Origin of the sequence: Metabacillus schmidteae, from assembly GCF_903166545.1 — a bacterium.
Lineage (GTDB): Bacteria > Bacillota > Bacilli > Bacillales > Bacillaceae > Metabacillus > Metabacillus schmidteae.
The window spans coordinates 2,456,222-2,479,198 of sequence record NZ_CAESCH010000001.1; the positions used below are offsets into that span (position 1 = coordinate 2,456,222).

Here is a 22,977-nt window from a genome sequence, read left to right on the forward strand (position 1 = left end):
CAGAAACACAAGCAAAAGAAGGTGAACATACAACATGTTAACAGGATTAAACGTAGCTGTTATCGGTGGTGATGCCAGACAGTTAGAAGTTATCCGTAAATTAACTGAACTTGATGCAAAGCTATTTCTCATTGGCTTTGACCAATTAGATCATGGCTTTACTGGTGCTACAAAAGTAAAAATAGATGAGGTTCCATTCCAAGAAATAGATGCAATTATTTTGCCTATCCCTGGTACGAATCAAGAGGGGATTGTGGAAACTGTTTTTTCAAATGAAGAGGTTATCTTAACTGAAGAGTTAATAAGTCAAACACCTTCTCATTGTACCATTTATTCAGGTATTTCAAATTCCTATTTAGATAATCTTGTTCAATCGACAAGTAAAAAATTAGTCCAACTTTTCAAAAGAGATGATGTAGCAATCTATAACTCAATTCCAACAGTTGAAGGAACGATTATGATGGTTATTCAACATACCGATATAACCATTCATGGTTCTACGATTGCTGTATTAGGATTAGGTAGAGTAGGTATGAGTGTCGCAAGAACGTTCTCTGCACTAGGTGCAAAAGTAAAAGTAGGAGCAAGAGATACGGCAGACTTAGCTAGAATCACTGAAATGGGTCTTATTCCATTCCATATTGATCATCTTCAGCAAGAGGTAAAAGACATTGATGTGTGTATAAATACAATCCCGGCAATGGTTATAGCGGCAAAAGTCATTTCCAATATGCCAGCACACACATTAATTATTGATCTTGCTTCCAAACCTGGTGGAACAGATTTTCGCTACGCGGAAAAAAGAGGAATTAAGGCACTATTGGCTCCTGGATTACCAGGAATCGTAGCACCCAAAACAGCCGGCCAAATCGTTGCAAATGTCCTAACACAGCTTCTATGTAATTTAAAGATAGATGGAAAGGAGTAATCTTCATGAAATTAGAAGGTAAGCGAATTGGATTTGGTATTACGGGTTCACATTGCACATACGAGGATGTTTATCCACAAATAAAATCGTTATTAGATGAGGGTGCAGATGTTATTCCTGTTGTCACATTTACAGTGAAAAACACAACAACCCGCTTTGGAAAAGCAGGAGAATGGGTAGAAAAAGTAGAGGAATTAACAGGGAATAAAGTCATTGATTCCATCGTTGCAGCGGAACCTCTTGGCCCAAAGCTTCCGTTAGATTGTATGATAATCGCTCCACTAACTGGTAATTCAATGAGTAAGTTTGCTAATGCACTTACTGATTCACCTGTCCTAATGGCTGCCAAAGCAACTCTAAGAACACATCGTCCAGTTGTTGTTGGAATTTCTACTAATGATGCGCTCGGTTTAAATGGTGTAAACCTCATGCGGCTAATGGCAACAAAGGATATATATTTTATCCCATTCGGTCAGGATGCACCTAATCAAAAACCAAATTCAATGGTTGCAAGAATGGAAGCATTACTTGATACTGTTTTAGCTGCGTTAGAAGGAAAACAATATCAACCGGTTGTTGTAGAAAAATTTCGTGATTTAGAGAAATAATTTTATTATTCAATCAAAGAATCAAAATTTTTCATCCATTCGACAATTTATGTGATAGAATAGTACGTAAAAGATTTGAAGCTGTATTTAAAATAGTGAATATAGCTGGAAGGAGCTAGTGTTAAATGGAAGCAAAAGGTTATCATGTAGCAGTAGTCGGAGCAACAGGAGCTGTGGGGCAGCAAATGCTTCACACATTAGAACAACGAAATTTTCCTATTTCTAAATTAACTTTGCTTTCTTCTGAACGTTCAGCAGGGAAAAAAGTAATGTTCAGAGATGAAGAATATATTGTCGAAGCTGCAACTCCAGAAAGTTTTGAAGGTGTTCAAATCGCACTATTCTCAGCAGGTGGAGGTGTGTCAAAGCAACTTGCACCAGAAGCAGTAAAGCGTGGCGCAATTGTAGTAGACAACACAAGTGCATACCGCATGGATGAGAATGTTCCATTAGTTGTTCCCGAAGTAAATGAAGAAGCGTTAAAAGCGCATAATGGTATCATCGCAAATCCAAACTGCTCAACGATTCAGATGGTTGTTGCTCTTGAGCCAATTCGTCAACAATTTGGTCTAAACAAAGTAATTGTTTCTACCTACCAAGCAGTTTCAGGTGCAGGAGCAGCTGCAATCAATGAGCTAAAGGAACAAGCAAAAGCAATTTTAAATGGAGATGATTTCACTCCGGAAATTCTTCCTGTTAGCGGTGATGAGAAACATTATCAGATTGCTTTTAATGCAATTCCGCAAATTGATAAATTCCAAGATAATGGATATACTTTTGAAGAAATGAAAATGATTAATGAGACGAAAAAAATTATGAGCACTCCTAAGCTACATGTAGCTGCAACATGTGTTCGTTTACCTGTTGAAACAGGACATTCTGAATCAGTTTATATTGAAGTAGATTCTGAAGGAGTCTCTGCTCAACAAATAAAAGAATTATTGAAAGAATCAGATGGAATTACATTACAAGATGACCCTTCACAACAAATCTATCCAATGCCGGCAAACTGTGTTGGTAAAAATGATGTCTTTGTTGGAAGAATCCGAAAAGATTTAGACCGTGATAATGGTTTTCATATGTGGATTGTTTCTGACAACCTTTTAAAGGGTGCGGCATGGAATTCTGTACAAATCGCTGAAAGTTTAGTGAAATTACAACTAGTTTAACTCTTTAAAGAAGAGAGCATGGTATTTTGCCGGCTCTCTTCTCTCACGTCTATAGTAGAGGTGTTATCATTGAAAATTATTGTTCAAAAATTTGGTGGAACATCCGTAAAGGATGACCGTGGTCGCAAAATGGCGCTAGGCCATATACAAGATGCAATAAATGAAGGATACAAAGTAATTGCAGTTGTCTCAGCAATGGGACGAAGCGGAGATCCATACGCGACTGACACGTTATTAAGCCTAGTCTACGGTGAGTTGGATAATATCTCTAATAGAGAACAAGACATGCTTCTTTCATGCGGAGAAGTTATTTCGTCTATCGTGTTTTCCAGTCTCTTAATTAATAATAATATAAAAGCAACATCATTAACAGGTGCTCAAGCTGGTTTTGTGACAAGTGAAGAGCATACGAATGCAAAAATTTTAGAGATGAAATGCGACCGCTTGTTAGACACACTGTCCCAGCATGATGTCGTTGTCGTGGCTGGTTTCCAAGGTGCTTCAACAACAAATGGTGATGTGACAACAATTGGCCGGGGAGGAAGCGATACCTCTGCAGCAGCTATAGGTGCTGCAGTTGGTGCTGAGTTTGTAGACATCTTTACAGATGTAGAGGGTGTTATGACTGCAGATCCTAGAATTGTTGAAAATGCAAAACCACTTTCTAAAGTAACATATACAGAAATTGTCAATCTTGCCTATCAGGGAGCAAAGGTTATTCATCCAAGAGCAGTAGAGATTGCTATGCAGGCTGAAGTGCCAATTCGAGTAAGATCAACTTACTCAAAAATGCCAGGCACATTAGTCTCTTCAAATCAGACTGATAAAAAAGGCAGCGATGTTCACGAAAGATTGATAACGGGCATTGCTCATGTTTCAAATGTAACGCAGATCAAAGTAACTGCCAAAGAAGGGCAGTACAATGTTCAGACTGAAGTGTTTAAAGCAATGGCAATGGAAGGGATTAGTGTTGACTTTTTCAATATTACACCAAAGTCTGTTATCTATACTGTAACAGATCAGGTAACAATAAGAGCGGTTGAAATCCTCCAGAAGCTGGGATATGAACCTTCTATCACTAGGAATTGTGCAAAGGTATCTGCAGTAGGAGCAGGAATCATGGGAGTTCCAGGAGTAACATCCAAAATCGTAACAGCTCTTTCAGAAAGAGAAATTCAAATCCTTCAATCAGCTGATAGCCATACCACGATTTGGGTGCTTGTAAAAGAAGAGGATATGATAAAAGCGGTTAATGCTTTACATGAAGCCTTTAATCTATCAAAATAGAGTTAAATGCTTTTTGAAAATTTCAGATAGAAAATCTTACTTTAAAAGTCTTTTCGACATGTTCCAATTTATTCAGTTATTAATTGAAGATGAAATTAGATCACGGCGGGACACAAGGGTCTATATATAAGTGAAAGACTTTAGGTCGCATTAAGGAAGGTCGCTCTGTGAAAAAAATTCTCGAAAAACAGACTACTTATAAGACTGAGTAAGATAGCATTTTAGTTACAATGCGCAGCATAAGGAGTGAAGGTAATAATGAGTCATTTTGGAAAAGTATCTACAGCGATGATAACGCCGTTTGATAAAAACAATAATATTGATTTTCAAAAAACTACAATGTTAATTGACTACCTGATCAATCATGGATCAGATTCATTAGTAGTCTCGGGGACTACAGGGGAATCTCCAACATTAAGTACAGAGGAGAAAATTGCCCTTATTAAACATACGGTGAAAGAAGTAAATGGCAGAGTCCCTGTCATTGCAGGAACAGGTAGCAATAACACAGCAGCTTCAATAAAATTGACAAACCAAGCTGAAGAAGCTGGTGTAGATGCAATTATGCTTGTTGTGCCATACTATAATAAGCCGAGCCAAGAAGGGCTTTATCAGCATTTTAAAGCAATTATTGAATCAACCTCACTACCAGTTATGTTATACAACATTCCGGGTAGAAGTGTTATCAACATGTCAGTCGATACAATCGTGCGTTTATCTGAGTTTCCTAATGTTGTTGCTGTAAAAGAGGCAAGTGGAGATTTAGATGCAATGGCTGAAATTATCTCAAGAACAAAAGAGAATTTTGCCCTTTACTCTGGTGATGATGGCTTAACCTTGCCAGCTCTTGCAATTGGAGCTGATGGAATTGTATCCGTAGCTTCTCATATTATAGGAAACGAAATGCAAGCAATGATAAGTTCTTATCTATCAGGTGAGACTGTAGCTGCGGCTGAACAGCATCGTAAATTATTACCAATTATGAAACAATTATTTACTTCACCAAACCCTGGTCCTGTAAAAACAGCTTTACAGTTTAAAGGGTTAGACGTTGGGTCGGTTCGTCTGCCGTTATTACCATTAACAAGTTCAGAACGAAACGAATTAATGACTGTTATCCAAAACAATCTAGGTTAATTTTATCATTCTTATTAAGGGAAACCTTAGAGATGGTGCTATCTGTTAGCACCATCTTTTTAGTTTCCTTTTTTACAATCAAAAAATATAAAATTTTATGGATGATAGTTATAGAAAAACTAAAAGCTTTCACCATAAGACTTGGCGATAGAATATTTTTCTAAATTCGCCTATAGAAGCTGTTAATACATATTATAGGACTAAAATTTCCTTGTCTTCCATTTCTTTCATCAGTTATAATATTTCTAAGTGACGTTGAACGGGTACTTCAGTAGGGAGGATTTTCATGGAAAAGACAGAAAATATAAAATTAATCGCCTTAGGCGGTGTTGGAGAAGTCGGGAAAAATATGTTTATTGTTGAAATTAATTCCGACATTTTTGTGGTGGATGCTGGTCTTATGTATCCTGAGGGTGAAATGTTAGGAATTGACATGGTCATACCGGATATAACATATTTAAAGGAAAACAAAGATCGAGTAAAGGGAATCTTTTTAACACATGGTCACGATGAGAGTATAGGTGGAATCTTTTATTTATTAAACAATATTAGTGTTCCTATATATGGGACAAAGCTTACACTTGCATTAGTAGGTGAAAAACTAAAAGAAAATAAAATGAAACAATCTATTTTAGTAAAAGAAATTGATAATAAAACGGAATTGTCCTTTGGAAGTACAAATGTTTCCTTCTTTAGAACAAATCATAGTATACCAGATTCAGTGGGAATTAGCTTTTCTACAACTATGGGCGCCATTGTTCATACAGGTGATTTCAAATTTAATCAAACACCTGTTGGAGATAGTCACATGGACATTGGGAAGATTGCGAGCCTTGGTGAAAACGGTGTCCTTTGTTTATTATCCGATAGTGTGAATGCAGAAAAACCGGGATATTCCGGTTCTGAAGCCGTTGTAGGCGGGGAAATTTCAGATGTTATGTATAATGCAGAAGGTAGGGTCATTATTGCCGTATTTGCCTCTAATTTATACCGTATTCAACAAATCATTAATGCAGCAGTCAAAAATAACAGAAAGCTAGCTGTTGTTGGGAAAAGTATGAGAAATATTCTTAACTTAGCTATTAATCTAGACTATATTTCCGTTGAAGAAGATTTGTTTATTTCGGTAAATGACATTAACAAACATTCTGAAAGAGAAATTGCCATACTAACAACAAGCAATCAAGGTGATCCACTTGCTGTTCTATCCCGGATGGCTAAACAGGCACATAAACAAGTAAATGTAAAAGATGGTGATACGGTTTTAATAGCTGCAACACCAATTCCAGGGCATGAACTTGTTTTCTCAAAAACAATCGATATTTTAAGTAGAGCTGGTGCGAATGTTGTTTTTGGACAAAAACAAATACATACGTCAGGTCACGGACACCAAGAAGAACTAAAAATGATGCTGAACTTAACGAAACCATCTTATTTCATCCCTGTACACGGGGAATATAAAATGCAAAAAGCACATGAGAAACTTGCTAAACAAGTTGGTATTGAGGCTCAAAATATTTTTTTAGTTGAGAAAGGCGATGTTGTTGAGTTTAAAGGGGACCAGGTATACACAGGTGGAAAAGTTCCATCAGGCAATGTTTTAATCGATGGATTAGGAATTGGTGATGTAGGAAATATTGTACTTCGTGATCGCCGATTATTATCACAAGATGGTATATTAATTGTTGTGGTAACATTGGATAAACAAAGAAAACAGATCATTTCCGGTCCAGAGATTATCACAAGAGGATTTGTTTATGTAAGAGAATCAGAAGAACTTATTACAAATGCGACAAATGTCGTTTCAACGATCGTTGAACGAACCATGCAGGAATATTCAATAGAATGGTCACAACTTAAATTAAGCATTAGAGAAGCACTTAATCAGTTCTTATATGAAAAAACGAAGAGACGTCCAATGATTTTACCTATCATAATGGAAATATAAAATTGTTAAAAAAGCATTGATTTATTCAATGCTTTTTTGTACTATCATGAAATTTTACAGTTAATAGCAAAAAAATAATGTGTATAGTAATCATCCTTCTATCGCTTTGTATGAAAACAACAAGGTTGTAAATACTACAAACAGAATGATAAAGAAAGGATGGCTGACATGGAAAATCATGATCATTACATAAAAAACGAGGATGCTGAAAAACAGGAAAATAAAGAAAGTTCCATTGTTGAGAAAATTCAACAGCTTGGACAAACGAATGTACCGCAAATGGGAAATGATTCTAAAATTCACTGTTTAACAATAGTAGGACAAATTGAAGGACATATTCAATTGCCACCTCAAAATAAGACAACTAAATACGAACATGTTATTCCTCAAATCGTCGCGATCGAGCAAAATCCAAATATAGAAGGTTTGCTTGTTATCCTTAATACTGTTGGAGGAGATGTGGAAGCTGGTCTTGCTATTGCAGAAATGCTTGCATCTATTTCAAAACCAACAGTTTCTATTGTTTTAGGAGGAGGTCATTCCATTGGGGTTCCAATAGCAGTTTCTTGTGACTATTCCTATATAGCAGAAACGGCAACAATGACAATTCATCCCGTCAGATTAACCGGTTTAGTAATAGGTGTTCCTCAAACTTTTGAATATTTGGATAAAATGCAAGAACGTGTAATTAATTTTGTTACGAGCCACTCAGGCATTGCTGAAGAGAAATTTAAAGAGCTAATGCTATCAAAAGGTAATTTAACAAGAGATATCGGTACAAATGTTGTGGGAAGGGATGCAGTTGAATATGGACTAATTGATGAAGTCGGTGGTGTTGGGCAAGCTATTCAAAAACTTAACAGTATGTTAGAAAAAAATAATGAAAAACAGGTGTTACAATGATATACTATACAATGATGCCAGAGGAACTTATGTTCCCTACTGTTGATAGGGATTATGAAAAACAATCAATCGTTGAATTAAATGGTGTACAACTTCTTGTCCAGCAAACAGAAAATGCTCAGTTCGAAATTATTCGTGTTATGAGCAGTGACCCACAGCATTATCTTGACTCTCAATTATGTCCGGGTCAAAAAATTACGATGTCACTTTCGATCAATTAATATGTATGTGGTATAATAAATGAAAGTAAGTACAAACAGGCAGCCATGTTCGGCTGCTTTCTTCATTTGATTGTGAAATCCTCAAACGAAAGCCTTTGGCTGATATAATAAAGATTATGAATAACAGGTGATGGAAATGGCGAAAAGAAAAAGAAGACAAAGGAAGTCAGAAGGTGATTGGAAAAGGACATTAAAGTTCGAATTGACCGGTTTAATTATTTTGGCAATTGCTCTTATCTCCATATCCAAACTAGGTTTTGTCGGATCTACATTTGTACATTTATTTCGCTTTTTTAGTGGTGAATGGTACATGTTATTTTTAATAGGTCTTGTTCTATTTTCCCTATATTTAATTTGGAAGAGGGAGGTTCCTAGGCTTTTTAACAGACAGATGGTCGGTTTATATTGTGTAACAGCAGCATTATTACTATTAAGTCATGTTAAATTATTCAATATGTTATCACATAATGGGGCATTTGCTTCTCCAAGTGTTATTTCAAATACCTTGGAATTATTTTGGATGGATGTTAAAGGAGAAGCAAGTAATGTTGATTTAGGTGGAGGAATGCTTGGTGCCATTTTTTTTGCTTCTTCTTATTATTTGTTTGCAGAAGCAGGATCGAGAATTATTTCAATTGTCCTAATTGTCATTGGCCTGATCCTAATAACGGGACGGTCCCTACAGGCAACAGTTGCAAAAGTTTTCAGTCCAATTGGAAAAGTAATAAAAAACCAAACGATTGGTTTTTTAAATGACATGAAGAGTCTGCCGGGAGCTATTAAACAGAAAAGAACAAAACAAAAAGACCGAAAACAACAGAAACGACAAGAAGACGCTGAAGATGATGACATACTGGTGGATGATAAAGAAGATATTAAGCCAATAATCTCAAGTTTCTCTGACAGTGAAGATCATCAAGAAATGATTATACATACAATGGAAAACTCAAAACAAAGTCCTTCTAAGGTAAATGAGGCTTTGTTAGATAAACCGAAAAGTGAATATGAACAATTAGCTGAAGAAACAAGCCAAGATAAGGAAATTATTCAAACAATGGCTTTTGTTGAGGTGGAAAATAAAGATTACAAACTTCCGCCACTAGATTTGTTAAAAGCACCAAAGCAGAATTCGCAGCAGGCAGATAAGCGAAATATATATGAAAATGCACGCAAGCTTGAAAAAACATTTCAGAGTTTTGGCGTTAAAGCAAAAGTAACACAAGTACATTTAGGTCCAGCTGTGACAAAGTATGAAGTGTATCCTGATGTAGGTGTTAAGGTAAGTAAAATTGTCAACTTAAGCGATGACTTAGCATTGGCTTTAGCGGCGAAAGATATTAGGATTGAAGCACCGATTCCTGGAAAGTCAGCAGTTGGAATTGAAGTTCCTAACTCTGAAATTGCTATGGTTTCTCTTAGAGAGGTACTGGAATCAAAAGCAAACGATCGTCCAGATGCAAAACTTCTAATTGGATTAGGAAGAGATATATCAGGTGATGCCGTTCTAGCTGAACTCAATAAAATGCCACATTTGCTTGTTGCAGGTGCAACAGGTAGTGGAAAAAGCGTATGTATTAATGGAATTATTACAAGCATATTAATGAGAGCAAAACCACATGAAGTAAAATTAATGATGATTGATCCTAAAATGGTAGAATTAAATGTATATAACGGAGTACCTCATTTATTAGCTCCTGTTGTGACAGATCCGAAAAAAGCATCACAGGCTCTTAAAAAAGTTGTAAACGAAATGGAAAGAAGATATGAGCTATTTTCACATACTGGAACGAGAAACATTGAAGGCTATAATGAGATAATTAGGCGAAATAATCTAGAAGAAGAAGCTAAACAACCAGAGCTTCCATATATTGTTGTGATTGTTGATGAGCTAGCTGATTTAATGATGGTTGCTTCATCAGATGTGGAAGATTCCATAACAAGGTTATCACAAATGGCACGTGCTGCGGGTATCCATCTCATTATTGCAACACAGCGCCCGTCAGTCGATGTTATCACAGGAGTTATTAAGGCGAATATTCCTTCTCGTATCGCATTTAGTGTTTCTTCACAAACAGACTCAAGAACAATATTAGACATGGGTGGAGCGGAAAAGCTGCTAGGACGAGGAGATATGCTTTTTCTTCCTGTTGGAGCATCAAAGCCAGTTCGTGTACAGGGTGCATTTTTGTCTGATGATGAAGTGGAGCAAACTGTGAACTTTGTTATTGCTCAACAGAAGGCGCAATATCAGGAAGAAATGATTCCAACTGAAGTAGCAGAATCAACTACTGAAGTAGAGGATGACTTATATGGGGATGCGGTACAACTTGTAGTTGACATGCAAACTGCTTCAGTATCTATGCTGCAAAGACGTTTCCGTATTGGATATACCCGGGCAGCAAGATTGATTGATGCAATGGAGGACCGTGGTGTTGTTGGTCCTTATGAAGGATCAAAACCACGTGATGTCTTACTTTCAAAAGAAAAACATGAGGAATTAACATCATAAAACATAGAACTAAACAGATATGGTGAAATGAAATCACCATTTACTGTTTAGTTTTTTTGTTATCGACATTATGCGACAAAAAGAGTACGATAGGTAAGGATAATGCAAAGTATAGGGATGAAAACATATGTAAGGAAACAAACTATACAATATTGATTACATTTATTATTTCGACAATTTTCATTGTTTCTATTTATTTCTAGGTAAAAACATGATATAGTATTTTCGATTAGAAGAAGGTATAACATCAGATGTCTGATCTCTTATACATAGTGGGTAAAATGGGGGACATATCAATGACCATAAAGTCTGACAATCGACATTTATATTTACAAGTAATTGACAAAATAAAAGAAGATATTGAAAATGGTATATATAGGGAAAAAGAAAAGCTTCCATCAGAATTTGAACTTTCTAAAACCTTAGGTGTCAGTAGAGCCACATTAAGAGAAGCACTACGAACACTCGAAGAAGAAAACGTTATCATTAGAAGGCATGGTGTTGGTACTTTTGTGAATTCCAAACCTAAATTCACATCCGGTATTGAACAGTTGAATAGTGTAACAGCTATGATTGAGCAAGCAACCCTTAAGCCTGGTACAGTGTTTCTTTCCTCCTCCATAACAGGTGCAACAGAGGAAGAAATTAAAAAGTTTAAGTGTAAAAGAGATGAAGAAATCTTTTTACTTGAAAGAGTACGAACAGCAAATAGCGAACCTGTTGTGTATTGCCTTGACAAAATTCCAACATCTGTATTACCTGAGACATTCGATCATGAACAGGAATCTCTTTTTAAATTACTAGAGGATAACGCTAATATATATATAAGCTATGCTGTTACTCATATTGAACCAATAGGCTATCATGAAAAAATATCTCCCATATTAGAATGTGACCCTGAAACCTCACTACTCTTACTAAAACAAATGCATTATGATGAAAAAGATCAACCGGTTCTATATTCCTTAAATTATTTTAGAGCAGATCACTTTAGTTTCCATGTTGTAAGAAAACGTTTATAAGTCAGAATAGATAAAGAATTAGATACATACATAAAGTTTGTTAGATAATCTCCAATGATAGGTGCTTTACACATAATGGTTGTTTAAAATTAACAAGTGTACATTGTCTATATTTAAGGAGGTGGTTTTCTCGTATAGGCTGTAACTTTTTGTTTATTTTAATACTTATACTATATTTTTAGGGGGCTATAAAATGAAAAAGAGACATGGACTAGCATTATCTTTATTTTTAGCAGCAGGTACTTTACTAGCTGGCTGTGGTGGCGGAAACAATGATGAAGGTGCCGGTACTGAGGGCGGCAAAGAAGCAGCTGAAGATCAATTTACTGTAGCAATGGTAACAGATGTTGGTGGAGTAGATGACAAATCATTTAACCAATCAGCTTGGGAAGGATTACAAGCATTCGGTAAGGAAAACGGACTTGAAAAAGGAACTAACGGTTTTGATTATTCCCAATCTCAAAGTGATGCAGATTATGTGACAAATTTAAATACGTTAGCACGTAAAAATTTCGATTTAATATACGGAATTGGATACCTATTGCAGCCTGCAGTTGAAGAAATTGCACAACAACAAAAAGATACTCATTTTGCAATTGTAGATAGTGTTGTAGAACAACCAAACGTAGCTAGTATTACATTTAAAGAACACCAAGGTTCATACCTGGTAGGTGTTGTTGCAGGTTTAACAACAAAAACAAATAAAGTTGGATTTGTTGGCGGTGTTGAAGGCGATTTAATTAAAAAGTTTGAAGTAGGTTTCGTTGAAGGTGTTAAAGCTGTAAATCCTGATGCAACTGTGGATGTTCAATACGCAGGAGCTTTTGATGCAGCAGATAAAGGGAAGGCAATTGCTTCAAGTATGTATGGTTCAGGGGCTGATATTATTTATCATGCTGCTGGTGGTACTGGTAATGGTGTATTCTCTGAAGCAATTGATTTAAAAGTTCAAGATCCAGACCGTGAACTATGGGTAATTGGTGTTGACAAAGATCAACATGAAGAAGGAAATGGCAAAACTAAAGATGGTGAAGAATTTAACATTACATTAACATCAATGGTTAAACGAGTTGATGTTGCTGTTCAAGACCTTTCTACAAAAGCTAAAGATGGTGAATTCCCTGGTGGAGAAGTAATCGAATACGGTATTGAAGAAGATGCAATCGGAATTTCACCTAGTGATGAACATTTATCAGAAGAAGTAAAAGCAAAAGTTAAAGAATACGAAGAAAAAATTGTTAATGGTGAAATTGAAGTACCAACAAAATAATAAATAGATAAGGGCTGACTTACTTGAATATTCAAAGTCCTCCATCAAATAGCGCGCATATAGGCTTTTAGATAGAGGATGTGAATAGAGTAAAAGTCAGCCTTTATTCCTGAAAATCATTAAATTTAAATCTTCTAACTATTCGAGATATTCCGGATAAGTATAATCAACATTTAGTGAATTTACATTTGGTGATTTTCATACCAGGATACTTTATAGCGAAATAATGCTTGAAGTAGCGAAATGAAAGATTTAAACCTTAATGTTGTTCAGGAAAAAGGAGTGAACAAATGTGGATTATGTAATTGAGATGCTGAATATTCGTAAGGAATTTCCTGGCATAGTAGCAAATGACAATATTACACTGCAAGTGAAAAAAGGCGAAATTCATGCTCTTTTAGGAGAAAATGGAGCAGGGAAATCAACATTAATGAATGTTCTTTTCGGACTTTACCAACCTGAAAAAGGGGAAATTCGAGTTAAAGGAAAAAAAGTGAATATTACGAATCCTAATATTGCAAATGATCTTGGAATTGGAATGGTTCATCAACACTTTATGCTTGTTGATACCTTTACAGTTACAGAAAACATTATATTAGGAAACGAACCGAAAAAAGGCCTATCTGTCAGTATTAAGGATGCAGAAAAGCAAGTAAAAGAAATCTCAGAACGCTATGGGCTTGCAGTAGACCCAACAGCAAAAATATCAGATATTTCCGTAGGTATGCAGCAGCGTGTTGAGATTTTAAAAACCCTATACAGAGGGGCAGAAATTTTAATCTTTGATGAACCTACTGCTGTTTTAACTCCACAAGAAATAAAAGAATTAATTCAAATTTTAAAAACGCTTATTAAAGAAGGTAAATCGATCATTCTAATAACCCACAAGCTTAAAGAAATTATGGAAGTATGTGATCGTGTAACAGTCATTCGAAAGGGAGAAGGTATTGGGACAGTTGATGTTGCGAATACAAATCCAAACGAACTAGCATCATTGATGGTTGGCCGGGAGGTTTCATTCAAAACAGAAAAAAAACCAGCTAAACCTCAAGAGGATGTATTAACGATAAGTGGTCTAACAGTAAAAGATAATCGTCAAGTACCTATGGTGAATTCTCTAAGTCTTTCTGTTCGTGCAGGAGAAATCGTTGGTATTGCCGGTGTTGACGGCAATGGTCAATCAGAATTGATTGAGGCAATAACAGGATTAAGGAAAGCAGACTCCGGTACAATTAAGTTAAATAATAAAGAGATCACAAATATGCATCCTAGAAAAATTACTAAAACAGGTGTTGGGCATATCCCCCAAGACCGCCATAAACACGGATTAGTTCTTGATTTTCCTATCGGAGAAAATATGGTTTTACAAACCTACTATAAACAACCATTCTCAAAAAAAGGTGTTCTTAGCTTTAAAACAATCTATGATAAAGCAAAGGCCCTTATTAAAGAATTTGATGTGCGGACTCCAAGTTCCTCTACTCTTGCTAGAGCCCTTTCGGGTGGTAATCAGCAAAAAGCAATTATAGGTCGTGAAGTAGATCGTAATCCAGATTTGTTAATAGCAGCACAACCTACCCGTGGTTTAGATGTTGGAGCAATTGAATTCATTCATAGTCGTCTTATTGAACAAAGGGATAATGGAAAAGCGGTCTTATTAATTTCATTTGAATTAGATGAAATCATGAATGTCAGCGATCGAATTGCAGTCATTTATGAAGGTGAAATTGTAGAAATTGTTGACCCTAAAGAAACAACTGAGCAGGAATTAGGACTCCTTATGGCGGGCAGTAAACGTCAGAAAGAAGGTAATCAATCATGAACTTAAATCGCTATATGAATTTGTTAATTCCTATTATCGCGGTAATTTTAGGTATTCTCTGTGGTGCAATCATCATGTTAGTTAGCGGGTACAATCCAATTGCAGGTTATAATGCACTATGGTATGGAATGTTTGGTGATTCTTACTATATTGGAGAAACGATCAGACAATTAACACCATATATATTAACAGGTCTAGCTGTTGCATTTGCATATAGAACAGGACTTTTTAACATCGGTGTTGAAGGTCAGGTTATAGTAGGTTGGTTTGCAGCTGTTTGGGTTGGGGTAGCTTTTGAATTACCAGCTATTATTCATCTCCCGTTAGCTATCATTGTTGCTGCTTTAGCTGGCGCACTTTGGGGATTTATTCCTGGTCTGTTAAAAGCACGATTTAAGGTTCATGAAGTAATTGTCACAATTATGATGAACTACATAGCTTTACATGTGACGAATTATTTAATAAGAAATGTTATAACAGACAATAATGACACTTCTGATAAGATCTTCCCGTCTGCTTCATTACGTTCAGAAACCTTTGAGAATATCACGGATTACTCACGTATGCACAACGGAATCTTTATTGCTCTCATTGCTGCATTTATCATGTGGTTCTTACTTGAGAAAACCACAAAAGGCTTTGAATTACGTGCGGTAGGTTTTAACCACGATGCTGCACATTATGCAGGAATGAATGTAAGTAGAAATATTATTTTATCTATGGTCATCTCAGGAGCCTTTGCAGGTGTAGCAGGTGCTATGGAAGGCTTAGGAACATTTGAATATGTTTCTGTAAAAAGTGGATTTACAGGGATTGGCTTTGATGGAATTGCAGTTGCGCTAATTGGTGGAAATGCTGCTCTTGGAATTATATTCTCTGCACTTTTATTTGGTGGATTAAAGGTTGGGGCTCTAAATATGCCTTCAGAGGCTGGAGTACCAAATGAGCTTGTTGAAATCATTATTGCACTTATTATCTTCTTTGTAGCATCAAGCTATTTTATCCGTTGGATATTATTACGTTTCAAAAAGGAGGGGAAATAAGTGAGCATTTTACAAGCTTTAGAAATTATTATCCCAACAGCTTTGTTCGTAGCGGCTCCACTTATTTTCACCGCACTTGGTGGTGTATTTAGTGAGCGATCCGGTGTTGTAAACATTGGTCTTGAAGGTTTAATGATAGTCGGGGCATTTGTTGGCATTGTTTTTAACTTACAGTTTGATGATCTGTTAGGTAAGGCGACCCCATGGTTTGCCATATTGGCCGCAATGGTGGCAGCTGCACTTTTTTCGCTGCTACATGCAGTAGCGTCCATAACATTCAAGGCAGATCAAGTAGTGAGTGGTGTAGCAATTAACTTTTTAGCTTTAGGTTTATCCCTTTTCCTTGTAAAAAATATCTATGAAAAAGGTCAAACAGACCGTATTTCAACAAGTTTTAATAAAATGGACATTCCGCTATTAAGCGATATACCAGTCATTGGAAAAATCTTTTTCTCAGGTGGCTATATTACCTCATATTTGGCTATTATCTTAGCTGTTGTAGTTTGGTATGTGATCTATAAAACACCATTTGGTTTACGTTTACGTTCTGTGGGTGAACATCCAATGGCAGCTGATACAATGGGAATCAATGTAACAAGAATGAGATATATAGGCGTCATATTAAGCGGTGCCTTCGCTGGTATTGGCGGCGCAGTATATGCCACAATCATCTCACGAGATTTTAGCCATGCAACGATTAGTGGTCAAGGGTTTATGGCTCTTGCAGCTGTTATCTTTGGAAAATGGCATCCACTTGGAGCAATGGGAGCAGCTTTGTTCTTTGGTCTTGCACAAGGATTGAGTATTATTGGAGGAACAATTCCATTTTTAGAGGATATTCCTTCTGTATATCTATTAATCCTGCCATATGTTCTAACTATTCTTGCTTTAACAGGGTTTATAGGACGTGCAGATTCACCAAAGGCTCTTGGCAATCCATATGAAAAAGGAAAACGTTAAAAATCAAGCCTTCTCCAAATAGTGGAGAAGGCTTTTTTTAAAATTTTTACTTCTAGATATAGATGCTACTTAATTCCAGTATATGTTAGGGTCATTTAACACAAAATGAACTTGTTAACAAAATAATTAGTAGACAGGTGAAGACGATATGGAAGCACGTAAGAAGCTGGATTTACTTGCATTATCTTCTGTTCCTCTTGTCATGACATTAGGGAACTCAATGCTTATTCCTGTTTTACCTCAAATCTCAAAAAAATTAGGGATTAGTGCTTTTCAAGTTTCATTAATTATTACCGTCTATTCCATTGTTGCAATTATTTTAATCCCAATTGCAGGATATCTATCAGATCGGATTGGCAGGAAAGCAGTTATGGTTCCTTGTCTAATTATTGCTGGACTAGGTGGAGCTGTTTCGGGGTGGGCTTCGTGGAAAATGGATGATCCATATATCTTGATTCTATTAGGACGTGTATTACAAGGGATAGGCTCTGCAGGTGCGGCACCTGTTGTTATGCCATTAATAGGGGATATGTTTGATGATGATGAACAAATAAGTGCAGGTCTTGGATTGACTGAAACAGCAAATACTGCCGGGAAGGTATTAAGTCCCATAATAGGAGCTGTTTTAGCTACTTTTATATGGTTTTTGCCTTTTTGGTTTATTCCTTTTTTCAGTTTAATCAGTGTGCTGCTTGTATTTTTTTTAGTGAAAGTACCAAAACAGGAAGAATCTGAAAAGCAAAGTTTTAAGGAATTTGCTTCTTGTGTTAAAGATATCTTTAAACGTGATGGTAAATGGCTATTTGCTATTTTTGCTGTAGGTTGTACGATAATGTTTGTTTTATTTGGCATATTATTTTTCCTTTCAGATATGCTCGAAAAACAATATGAAATAAATGGCGTAAAAAAAGGATTAGTATTAGCAATCCCATTATTAGCGTTATCGATTGGTTCATATGTATCAGGTAAAAAAATTGGTCAAGATAGGCACCTTATGAAAAGTGTCATTATAGTTGGGATGTGTTTAGTTACTTTTTCCTTTATTGCTTTAAGAGTTCAACACTCATTAATTTTCTTAATTTCATTTTTAGTTCTTACCGGAGTTGGGATTGGAATTACATTACCGAGCTTAGATGCATTAATCACTGAAGGAATAGAAAAAGAAGAACGAGGTACTATTACTTCCATTTACAGCTCAATGCGGTTCATTGGCGTAGCTGCGGGACCACCAGTATTTTCTTATTTGATGTCCGTTAGTGAACATCTGGTTTATTATATTTCTGCTGGCACAAGTGTCGTTGCAGTCATGGTTGTCATGCTCTTTATTAAACCGGACAAAGATTTTGAAAAAGATCCTAACCAACTTCCAAAGCTTGCATAATAGTAAGACAGTTCAAAAAAGAACTGTCTTGCACTTTAACACTAGAGGTATAGATATAATTCAAAAGAGTAAAGATATAAATAGAAAATGTGTATTATTTCCTTTATTATCCTCGTATTGATATAATTACTATCAATGAATTTGTAAAAGGAGGGTCTTCATGTCTTATATTGATGAACAGCATACAGATATTGACGGAATTTCACTTCACACAGTCGCAACAACCAAATTTAAAACAAATACGATCGTTCTTAAGCTACTGGCACCACTTAATGAAAAAGATGTTACATATAGAGCCATATTACCTTTTATTCTGCAAAGAGGGACACAGGATTTCCCTACGAGTACCCGTTTAAGACAGCATTTGGATGAACTATATGGTGCAACACTCAATGTTGATTTATCCAAGAAAGGTGAACATCATATTATCTCTTTTCGTATGGAAGTGGCTAATGAGAAATTTTTAGCTGATTCAACCCCACTATTAGAAAAAGCGTTAAAGTTACTATCAGATATTTTATTAAACCCTATTACAGAAGGTGGAGTTTTTAAAGAAGAGTATGTTACACAGGAAAAAAGGACATTAAAGCAAAGAATTCAGTCTGTATATGATGATAAAATGAGATACTCCAACCTTAGACTTGTTCAGGAAATGTGCAAAAATGAACCATATGCATTACATGTAAATGGAGAATTAAAGGATATTGAAGAAATTACTCCGCAAACACTTTTTGAATATTATAAGAACATTTTATCCCAAGACAAAATAGACCTTTATATTGTGGGAGACATTAATCAACAGGAAGTTGAAGAATATGTTACACGTTACTTTTCTTTAAAGAATACTCCGCAATCCATTGTACACTCAAAAGAAACAAAGCAAGTTGTAGAGAATGAAGTCATTGAAGAGCAAGATGTAAAGCAAGGTAAGCTAAATATCGGTTATAGAACAAACAGTACATACCGAGACGATGACTATTATGCTCTGCAGGTGTTTAATGGTATCTTTGGTGGATTCTCACACTCTAAACTTTTTATTAATGTTCGTGAAAAAGCAAGTTTAGCTTATTATGCAGCATCAAGAGTAGAAAGTCATAAAGGACTTTTAATGGTGATGTCCGGAATAGAAGTTCAAAATTATAATAAAGCTGTAACCATTATTAAAGAGCAAATGGGCGCAATGAAAAATGGGGTATTTACAGATCAAGAATTTGACCAAACGAAAGCGGTTATTCGAAATCAGTTATTAGAAACAATTGATACTGCTTATGGGTTGGTAGAAATCGTTTATCATAACGTTATTGCCTCGATAAACCGTTCTTTTGATGAATATTTAGAAGGTATCGAAAACGTAACAAAGGAAGAGGTTGTTGAAGTTGCGAAAAAAGTGGAACTTGATACAATCTACTTCTTAAAAGGAATGGGGGGAACGGCATGACAAAACCTATTCGTTTTGATCAATTACAGGAATCTCTCTACTATGAGAAGATGGATAATGGATTAGATGTATACGTTTTACCTAAAAAAGGATTTAATAAGACATATGCCACTTTTACAACCAAATACGGATCAATTGATAATACATTCGTACCGCTAAATAAGGATGAAATGATCCAAGTTCCTGATGGTATAGCCCACTTTTTAGAGCATAAGCTATTCGAAAAAGAAGATGGAGATGTTTTTCAACAATTTAGTAAACAAGGAGCATCAGCAAATGCGTTTACATCTTTTACGCGCACAGCGTATTTATTTTCGAGTACCAGTCAAGTAGAAAGAAACTTGGAAACTTTGATTGATTTTGTTCAAGATCCTTACTTCTCTGAAAAAACAGTTGAAAAAGAAAAGGGAATTATCGGGCAAGAGATTAATATGTATGATGATAATCCTGATTGGCGTTTATATTTTGGCCTTATTCAAAATCTATTTCATCACCATCCTGTTAGAATTGATATCGCAGGAACAATTGATTCAATCGCAAAAATTACAAAAGATTCTCTCTATGAATGCTACCATACATTCTACCATCCAAGTAACATGCTGTTATTTGTTGTGGGAGCTGTTGACCCTGAAAAAATTCTGCAGCAAGTTAGAGAAAATCAACAAAAAAAGAATTTTACAGCACAGTCTGAAATAAAAAGAGATTTTCCAGCTGAACCTGAAACTGTTTTTAAAGAAATTGAGAAGTTAAAAATGAACGTACAAAGTTCGAAGTGTTTAGTAGGCTTAAAAGCGAAAAAGCCGAACAGAACCGGTGAGGAACTGTTAAGGTATGAACTTTCGATGAATATTCTTCTGGATATGCTCTTTAGCAAAAGCTCTACGAACCATGAAGAGCTTTATAAAGAAGGATTAATTGATGATACATTCAGCTACGATTATACAGAAGAAAGTGGCTTTGGATTCGCAATGATCGGCGGGGATACAGAGGATCCGGACCGCTTAGCTGAAAAAATTAAACAAATATTATTTAAAGCAAAAAATGATGGTGTTGACTTCTCCACTTTTGAAGCAACGAAGAAGAAAAAAATTGGTGCATTTTTAAGAGCCATTAATTCTCCCGAGTATATTGCCAATCAGTTTACTCGATATGCATTTAATGAAATGAATCTTTTTGATGTTGTACCAACTTTGGAATCACTCTCAAAAGAGGATATGACAAATGTGTTAAACGAAGCCGTGGAGGAAACACTATTTTCAGTGTGCCAGGTTGTTCCAAAATAATGAACTCGCAAAGGCCTGCATTGTCAGGCCTTTTTTCCTTGAGAACATAATAAATACAAAAAATAGAAATTTATTTTCGATATATTAAGGAGTACTTATGGAAAGATATGCATTAGTAACAGGGGCAAGTGGAGGAATTGGCACTGCCATTGTAAAAAAACTGATTGAAGATAACTACATAATCTATGTCCATTACAACCAAAATGCTCAAGCAATAGAAGAATTGAAAGCATATTCAACTAATATTATTCCTGTAAAAGCCGATTTAACAGTGAAATCAGGTGTTAAAGCATTATTAAATCAGATTCATATGCCTATTGATTTACTTGTGTTAAACAGCGGTATTAGTTTATACGGATTAGTTACAGATTTGCAAGATGATGATATCGATAACATGGTTCAGTTACATATAACTAGTCCGTTTAAATTAGTACAACAACTCATTCCTCCTATGATTCGAAAAAAATCCGGTAACATTATTGTCATATCTTCTATTTGGGGAATTACAGGTGCATCTTGTGAGGTCTTATATTCAATGGTAAAAGGTGGCCAAAATGCTTATGTAAAGGCATTGGCAAAAGAGCTTGCACCAAGCAAAATAAGAGTCAATGCAGTTGCTCCCGGAGCTGTTTCAACAAAAATGTTGTCTCATTTTTCTGAGGATGAAATTAGGGAATTATCAGAGGAAATTCCTCTTGGGAGACTTGGTCAACCAGAGGAAATTGCTGATACAGTGTCTTTTTTAGCCTCTGAAAAGGCTTCTTATATTACAGGGCAAGTCATTTCTGTAAATGGTGGATGGATCTAAAAAATGATGAATAAATTGAACCTCCTATAGGAACAATAATTTTGTATCAATTAAAAAGGAGGAACTCCTATGTCTGTCTTAGAAAATTGGGATGAATGGAAAAATTTTTTAGGTGATCGCCTGCACCACGCTCAAAACGAAGGTATGAATGAGCAAGTTGTTTCTAACTTAGCATTCGAAATTGGAGATTATTTAGCTAAGCAAGTTGAAGCTAAAAATCCACAAGAAAAAGTACTTGCAGATCTATGGAGTGTAGCAACTGAACAAGAGCAACATGCCATTGCTAGTATGATGGTCAAGCTTGTTCAAAATAACGGTTCACATTAAGAGAGGAGAGATCCTCTCTTTTTCAATGATTTCATTGTCTTCATACTTTCTTCTTTTAGTAAAATCATTTATTATAGTTGGTAGTGGTTATTTTAAGGGGGGCTTTCTTTGCCATTTGAGTGGTACTTAGAATACGAGATACAAAAAAATCGGCCCGGACTATTAGGTGATGTATCTTCATTACTGGGAATGTTGTCAATTAATATTATTACGATCAATGGGGTCGATGATTCTAGACGTGGCCTTTTACTTAAATGTGAAAGCAATGATCAAGTACGTAGACTTGAATCAATTTTAAATACAATGGACAATATAACAGTTACAAAGCTTAGAGTACCAAAGCTTCGTGATCGGTTAGCAGTAAGACATGGAAGATATATTCAAAGAGATGCTGATGACAAAAAAACATTTCGTTTTGTTCGTGACGAACTGGGCTTATTAGTTGATTTTATGGCAGAACTTTATAAAAAAGATGGACACAAATTAATTGGGATTCGTGGAATGCCAAGAGTAGGGAAAACTGAATCAATTGTTGCCTCTAGTGTATGTGCTAATAAAAAATGGTTATTTGTATCCTCGACATTGTTAAAGCAAACAATTCGCAGTCAATTAATAGCTGATGAGTATAGCGAAGATAATGTGTTCATAATTGATGGAATTGTTTCGACAAGAAGAGGGTCGGAACAACACTTTCAATTGGTAAGAGAAATTATGAGACTTTCTGCAACAAAAGTTGTAGAACATCCAGACATTTTCGTCCAAAACACAGAGTACACAATTGATGATTTTGATTACATAATAGAAATCCGAAATGAACCTGATGAAGAAATTACATATAGAGATGTTGAAAGTCCACCAATGATGTTTGACTCTTCAGGTCTATCAGGATTTGACTTTTAATTATGGGGTGTTA

Annotated in this window: 20 protein-coding genes; all 20 read left to right on the forward strand. The window is 35.7% G+C overall.

Annotated elements, in window-relative coordinates:
* Positions 1-34: 34 nt before the first annotated feature.
* The 20 genes from dpaA (at position 35) to HWV59_RS11880 (ending at position 22,964) form a co-directional block, all read left to right on the forward strand.
* Positions 35-928, forward strand: a complete 894-nt coding sequence (gene dpaA, locus HWV59_RS11785) for a dipicolinic acid synthetase subunit A (protein ID WP_175638891.1) — start codon at positions 35-37, stop codon at positions 926-928.
* A 5-nt stretch (positions 929-933) separates the two neighbouring features.
* Positions 934-1,536, forward strand: coding sequence for a dipicolinate synthase subunit B (locus HWV59_RS11790; protein ID WP_175638892.1), 603 nt, complete (start codon positions 934-936; stop codon positions 1,534-1,536).
* Between the two features lie 125 nt (positions 1,537-1,661).
* Entirely contained in the window at positions 1,662-2,705 is a 1,044-nt protein-coding gene (gene asd / locus HWV59_RS11795; RefSeq protein WP_175638893.1) for an aspartate-semialdehyde dehydrogenase, read from the forward strand.
* A 69-nt stretch (positions 2,706-2,774) separates the two neighbouring features.
* Complete coding sequence (dapG, locus tag HWV59_RS11800; RefSeq protein WP_175638894.1) at positions 2,775-3,992, forward strand: aspartate kinase; 1,218 nt, start codon at positions 2,775-2,777, stop codon at positions 3,990-3,992.
* 258 nt (positions 3,993-4,250) lie between these two features.
* Positions 4,251-5,129 (forward strand): 4-hydroxy-tetrahydrodipicolinate synthase, encoded by an 879-nt coding sequence (dapA, locus tag HWV59_RS11805; protein ID WP_175638895.1) that lies wholly within the window; start codon positions 4,251-4,253, stop codon positions 5,127-5,129.
* A 280-nt stretch (positions 5,130-5,409) separates the two neighbouring features.
* Complete coding sequence (locus HWV59_RS11810) at positions 5,410-7,077, forward strand: ribonuclease J (RefSeq protein ID WP_328824327.1); 1,668 nt, start codon at positions 5,410-5,412, stop codon at positions 7,075-7,077.
* Between the two features lie 168 nt (positions 7,078-7,245).
* Positions 7,246-7,980, forward strand: a complete 735-nt coding sequence (locus HWV59_RS11815) for a ClpP family protease (protein ID WP_175638897.1) — start codon at positions 7,246-7,248, stop codon at positions 7,978-7,980.
* Entirely contained in the window at positions 7,977-8,201 is a 225-nt protein-coding gene (locus HWV59_RS11820) for a YlzJ-like family protein (protein ID WP_175638898.1), read from the forward strand. Before HWV59_RS11815 ends, HWV59_RS11820 begins: the two co-directional genes overlap by 4 nt.
* A gap of 136 nt (positions 8,202-8,337) precedes the next feature.
* Entirely contained in the window at positions 8,338-10,710 is a 2,373-nt protein-coding gene (locus HWV59_RS11825) for a DNA translocase FtsK (protein ID WP_175638899.1), read from the forward strand.
* Positions 10,711-11,006: 296 nt separating this feature from the next.
* The gene (locus tag HWV59_RS11830; protein WP_102229748.1) at positions 11,007-11,732 is read left to right on the forward strand and encodes a GntR family transcriptional regulator; all 726 of its coding nucleotides are present in this window, start codon (positions 11,007-11,009) and stop codon (positions 11,730-11,732) included.
* A gap of 193 nt (positions 11,733-11,925) precedes the next feature.
* Entirely contained in the window at positions 11,926-13,002 is a 1,077-nt protein-coding gene (locus HWV59_RS11835; protein ID WP_175638900.1) for a BMP family lipoprotein, read from the forward strand.
* A gap of 292 nt (positions 13,003-13,294) precedes the next feature.
* Positions 13,295-14,824 (forward strand): ABC transporter ATP-binding protein, encoded by a 1,530-nt coding sequence (locus HWV59_RS11840; RefSeq protein ID WP_175638901.1) that lies wholly within the window; start codon positions 13,295-13,297, stop codon positions 14,822-14,824.
* On the forward strand, positions 14,821-15,867 hold the full coding sequence (locus tag HWV59_RS11845) for an ABC transporter permease (protein WP_175638902.1): 1,047 nt from the start codon (positions 14,821-14,823) through the stop codon (positions 15,865-15,867). The genes HWV59_RS11840 and HWV59_RS11845 overlap by 4 nt, the downstream gene beginning before the upstream one ends.
* Before the next feature lie 6 nt (positions 15,868-15,873).
* Positions 15,874-16,827, forward strand: coding sequence for an ABC transporter permease (locus tag HWV59_RS11850; protein ID WP_407941633.1), 954 nt, complete (start codon positions 15,874-15,876; stop codon positions 16,825-16,827).
* Between the two features lie 148 nt (positions 16,828-16,975).
* Positions 16,976-18,208 carry an MFS transporter gene (locus tag HWV59_RS11855; RefSeq protein WP_175638904.1) on the forward strand — a complete coding sequence of 411 codons (1,233 nt, stop codon included), beginning with the start codon at positions 16,976-16,978 and terminating at the stop codon, positions 18,206-18,208.
* A 160-nt stretch (positions 18,209-18,368) separates the two neighbouring features.
* The gene (gene yfmF / locus HWV59_RS11860; RefSeq protein ID WP_175638905.1) at positions 18,369-19,646 is read left to right on the forward strand and encodes an EF-P 5-aminopentanol modification-associated protein YfmF; all 1,278 of its coding nucleotides are present in this window, start codon (positions 18,369-18,371) and stop codon (positions 19,644-19,646) included.
* Complete coding sequence (gene yfmH, locus HWV59_RS11865; RefSeq protein ID WP_175638906.1) at positions 19,643-20,929, forward strand: EF-P 5-aminopentanol modification-associated protein YfmH; 1,287 nt, start codon at positions 19,643-19,645, stop codon at positions 20,927-20,929. The genes yfmF and yfmH overlap by 4 nt, the downstream gene beginning before the upstream one ends.
* A gap of 97 nt (positions 20,930-21,026) precedes the next feature.
* A complete protein-coding gene (ymfI, locus tag HWV59_RS11870; protein WP_175638907.1) occupies positions 21,027-21,737 on the forward strand; it encodes an elongation factor P 5-aminopentanone reductase in 711 nt (236 codons plus the stop codon).
* A gap of 69 nt (positions 21,738-21,806) precedes the next feature.
* A complete protein-coding gene (locus tag HWV59_RS11875) occupies positions 21,807-22,064 on the forward strand; it encodes a DUF3243 domain-containing protein (protein WP_175638908.1) in 258 nt (85 codons plus the stop codon).
* Between the two features lie 108 nt (positions 22,065-22,172).
* A complete protein-coding gene (locus HWV59_RS11880; RefSeq protein WP_175638909.1) occupies positions 22,173-22,964 on the forward strand; it encodes a DUF3388 domain-containing protein in 792 nt (263 codons plus the stop codon).
* Positions 22,965-22,977: the final 13 nt, after the last annotated feature.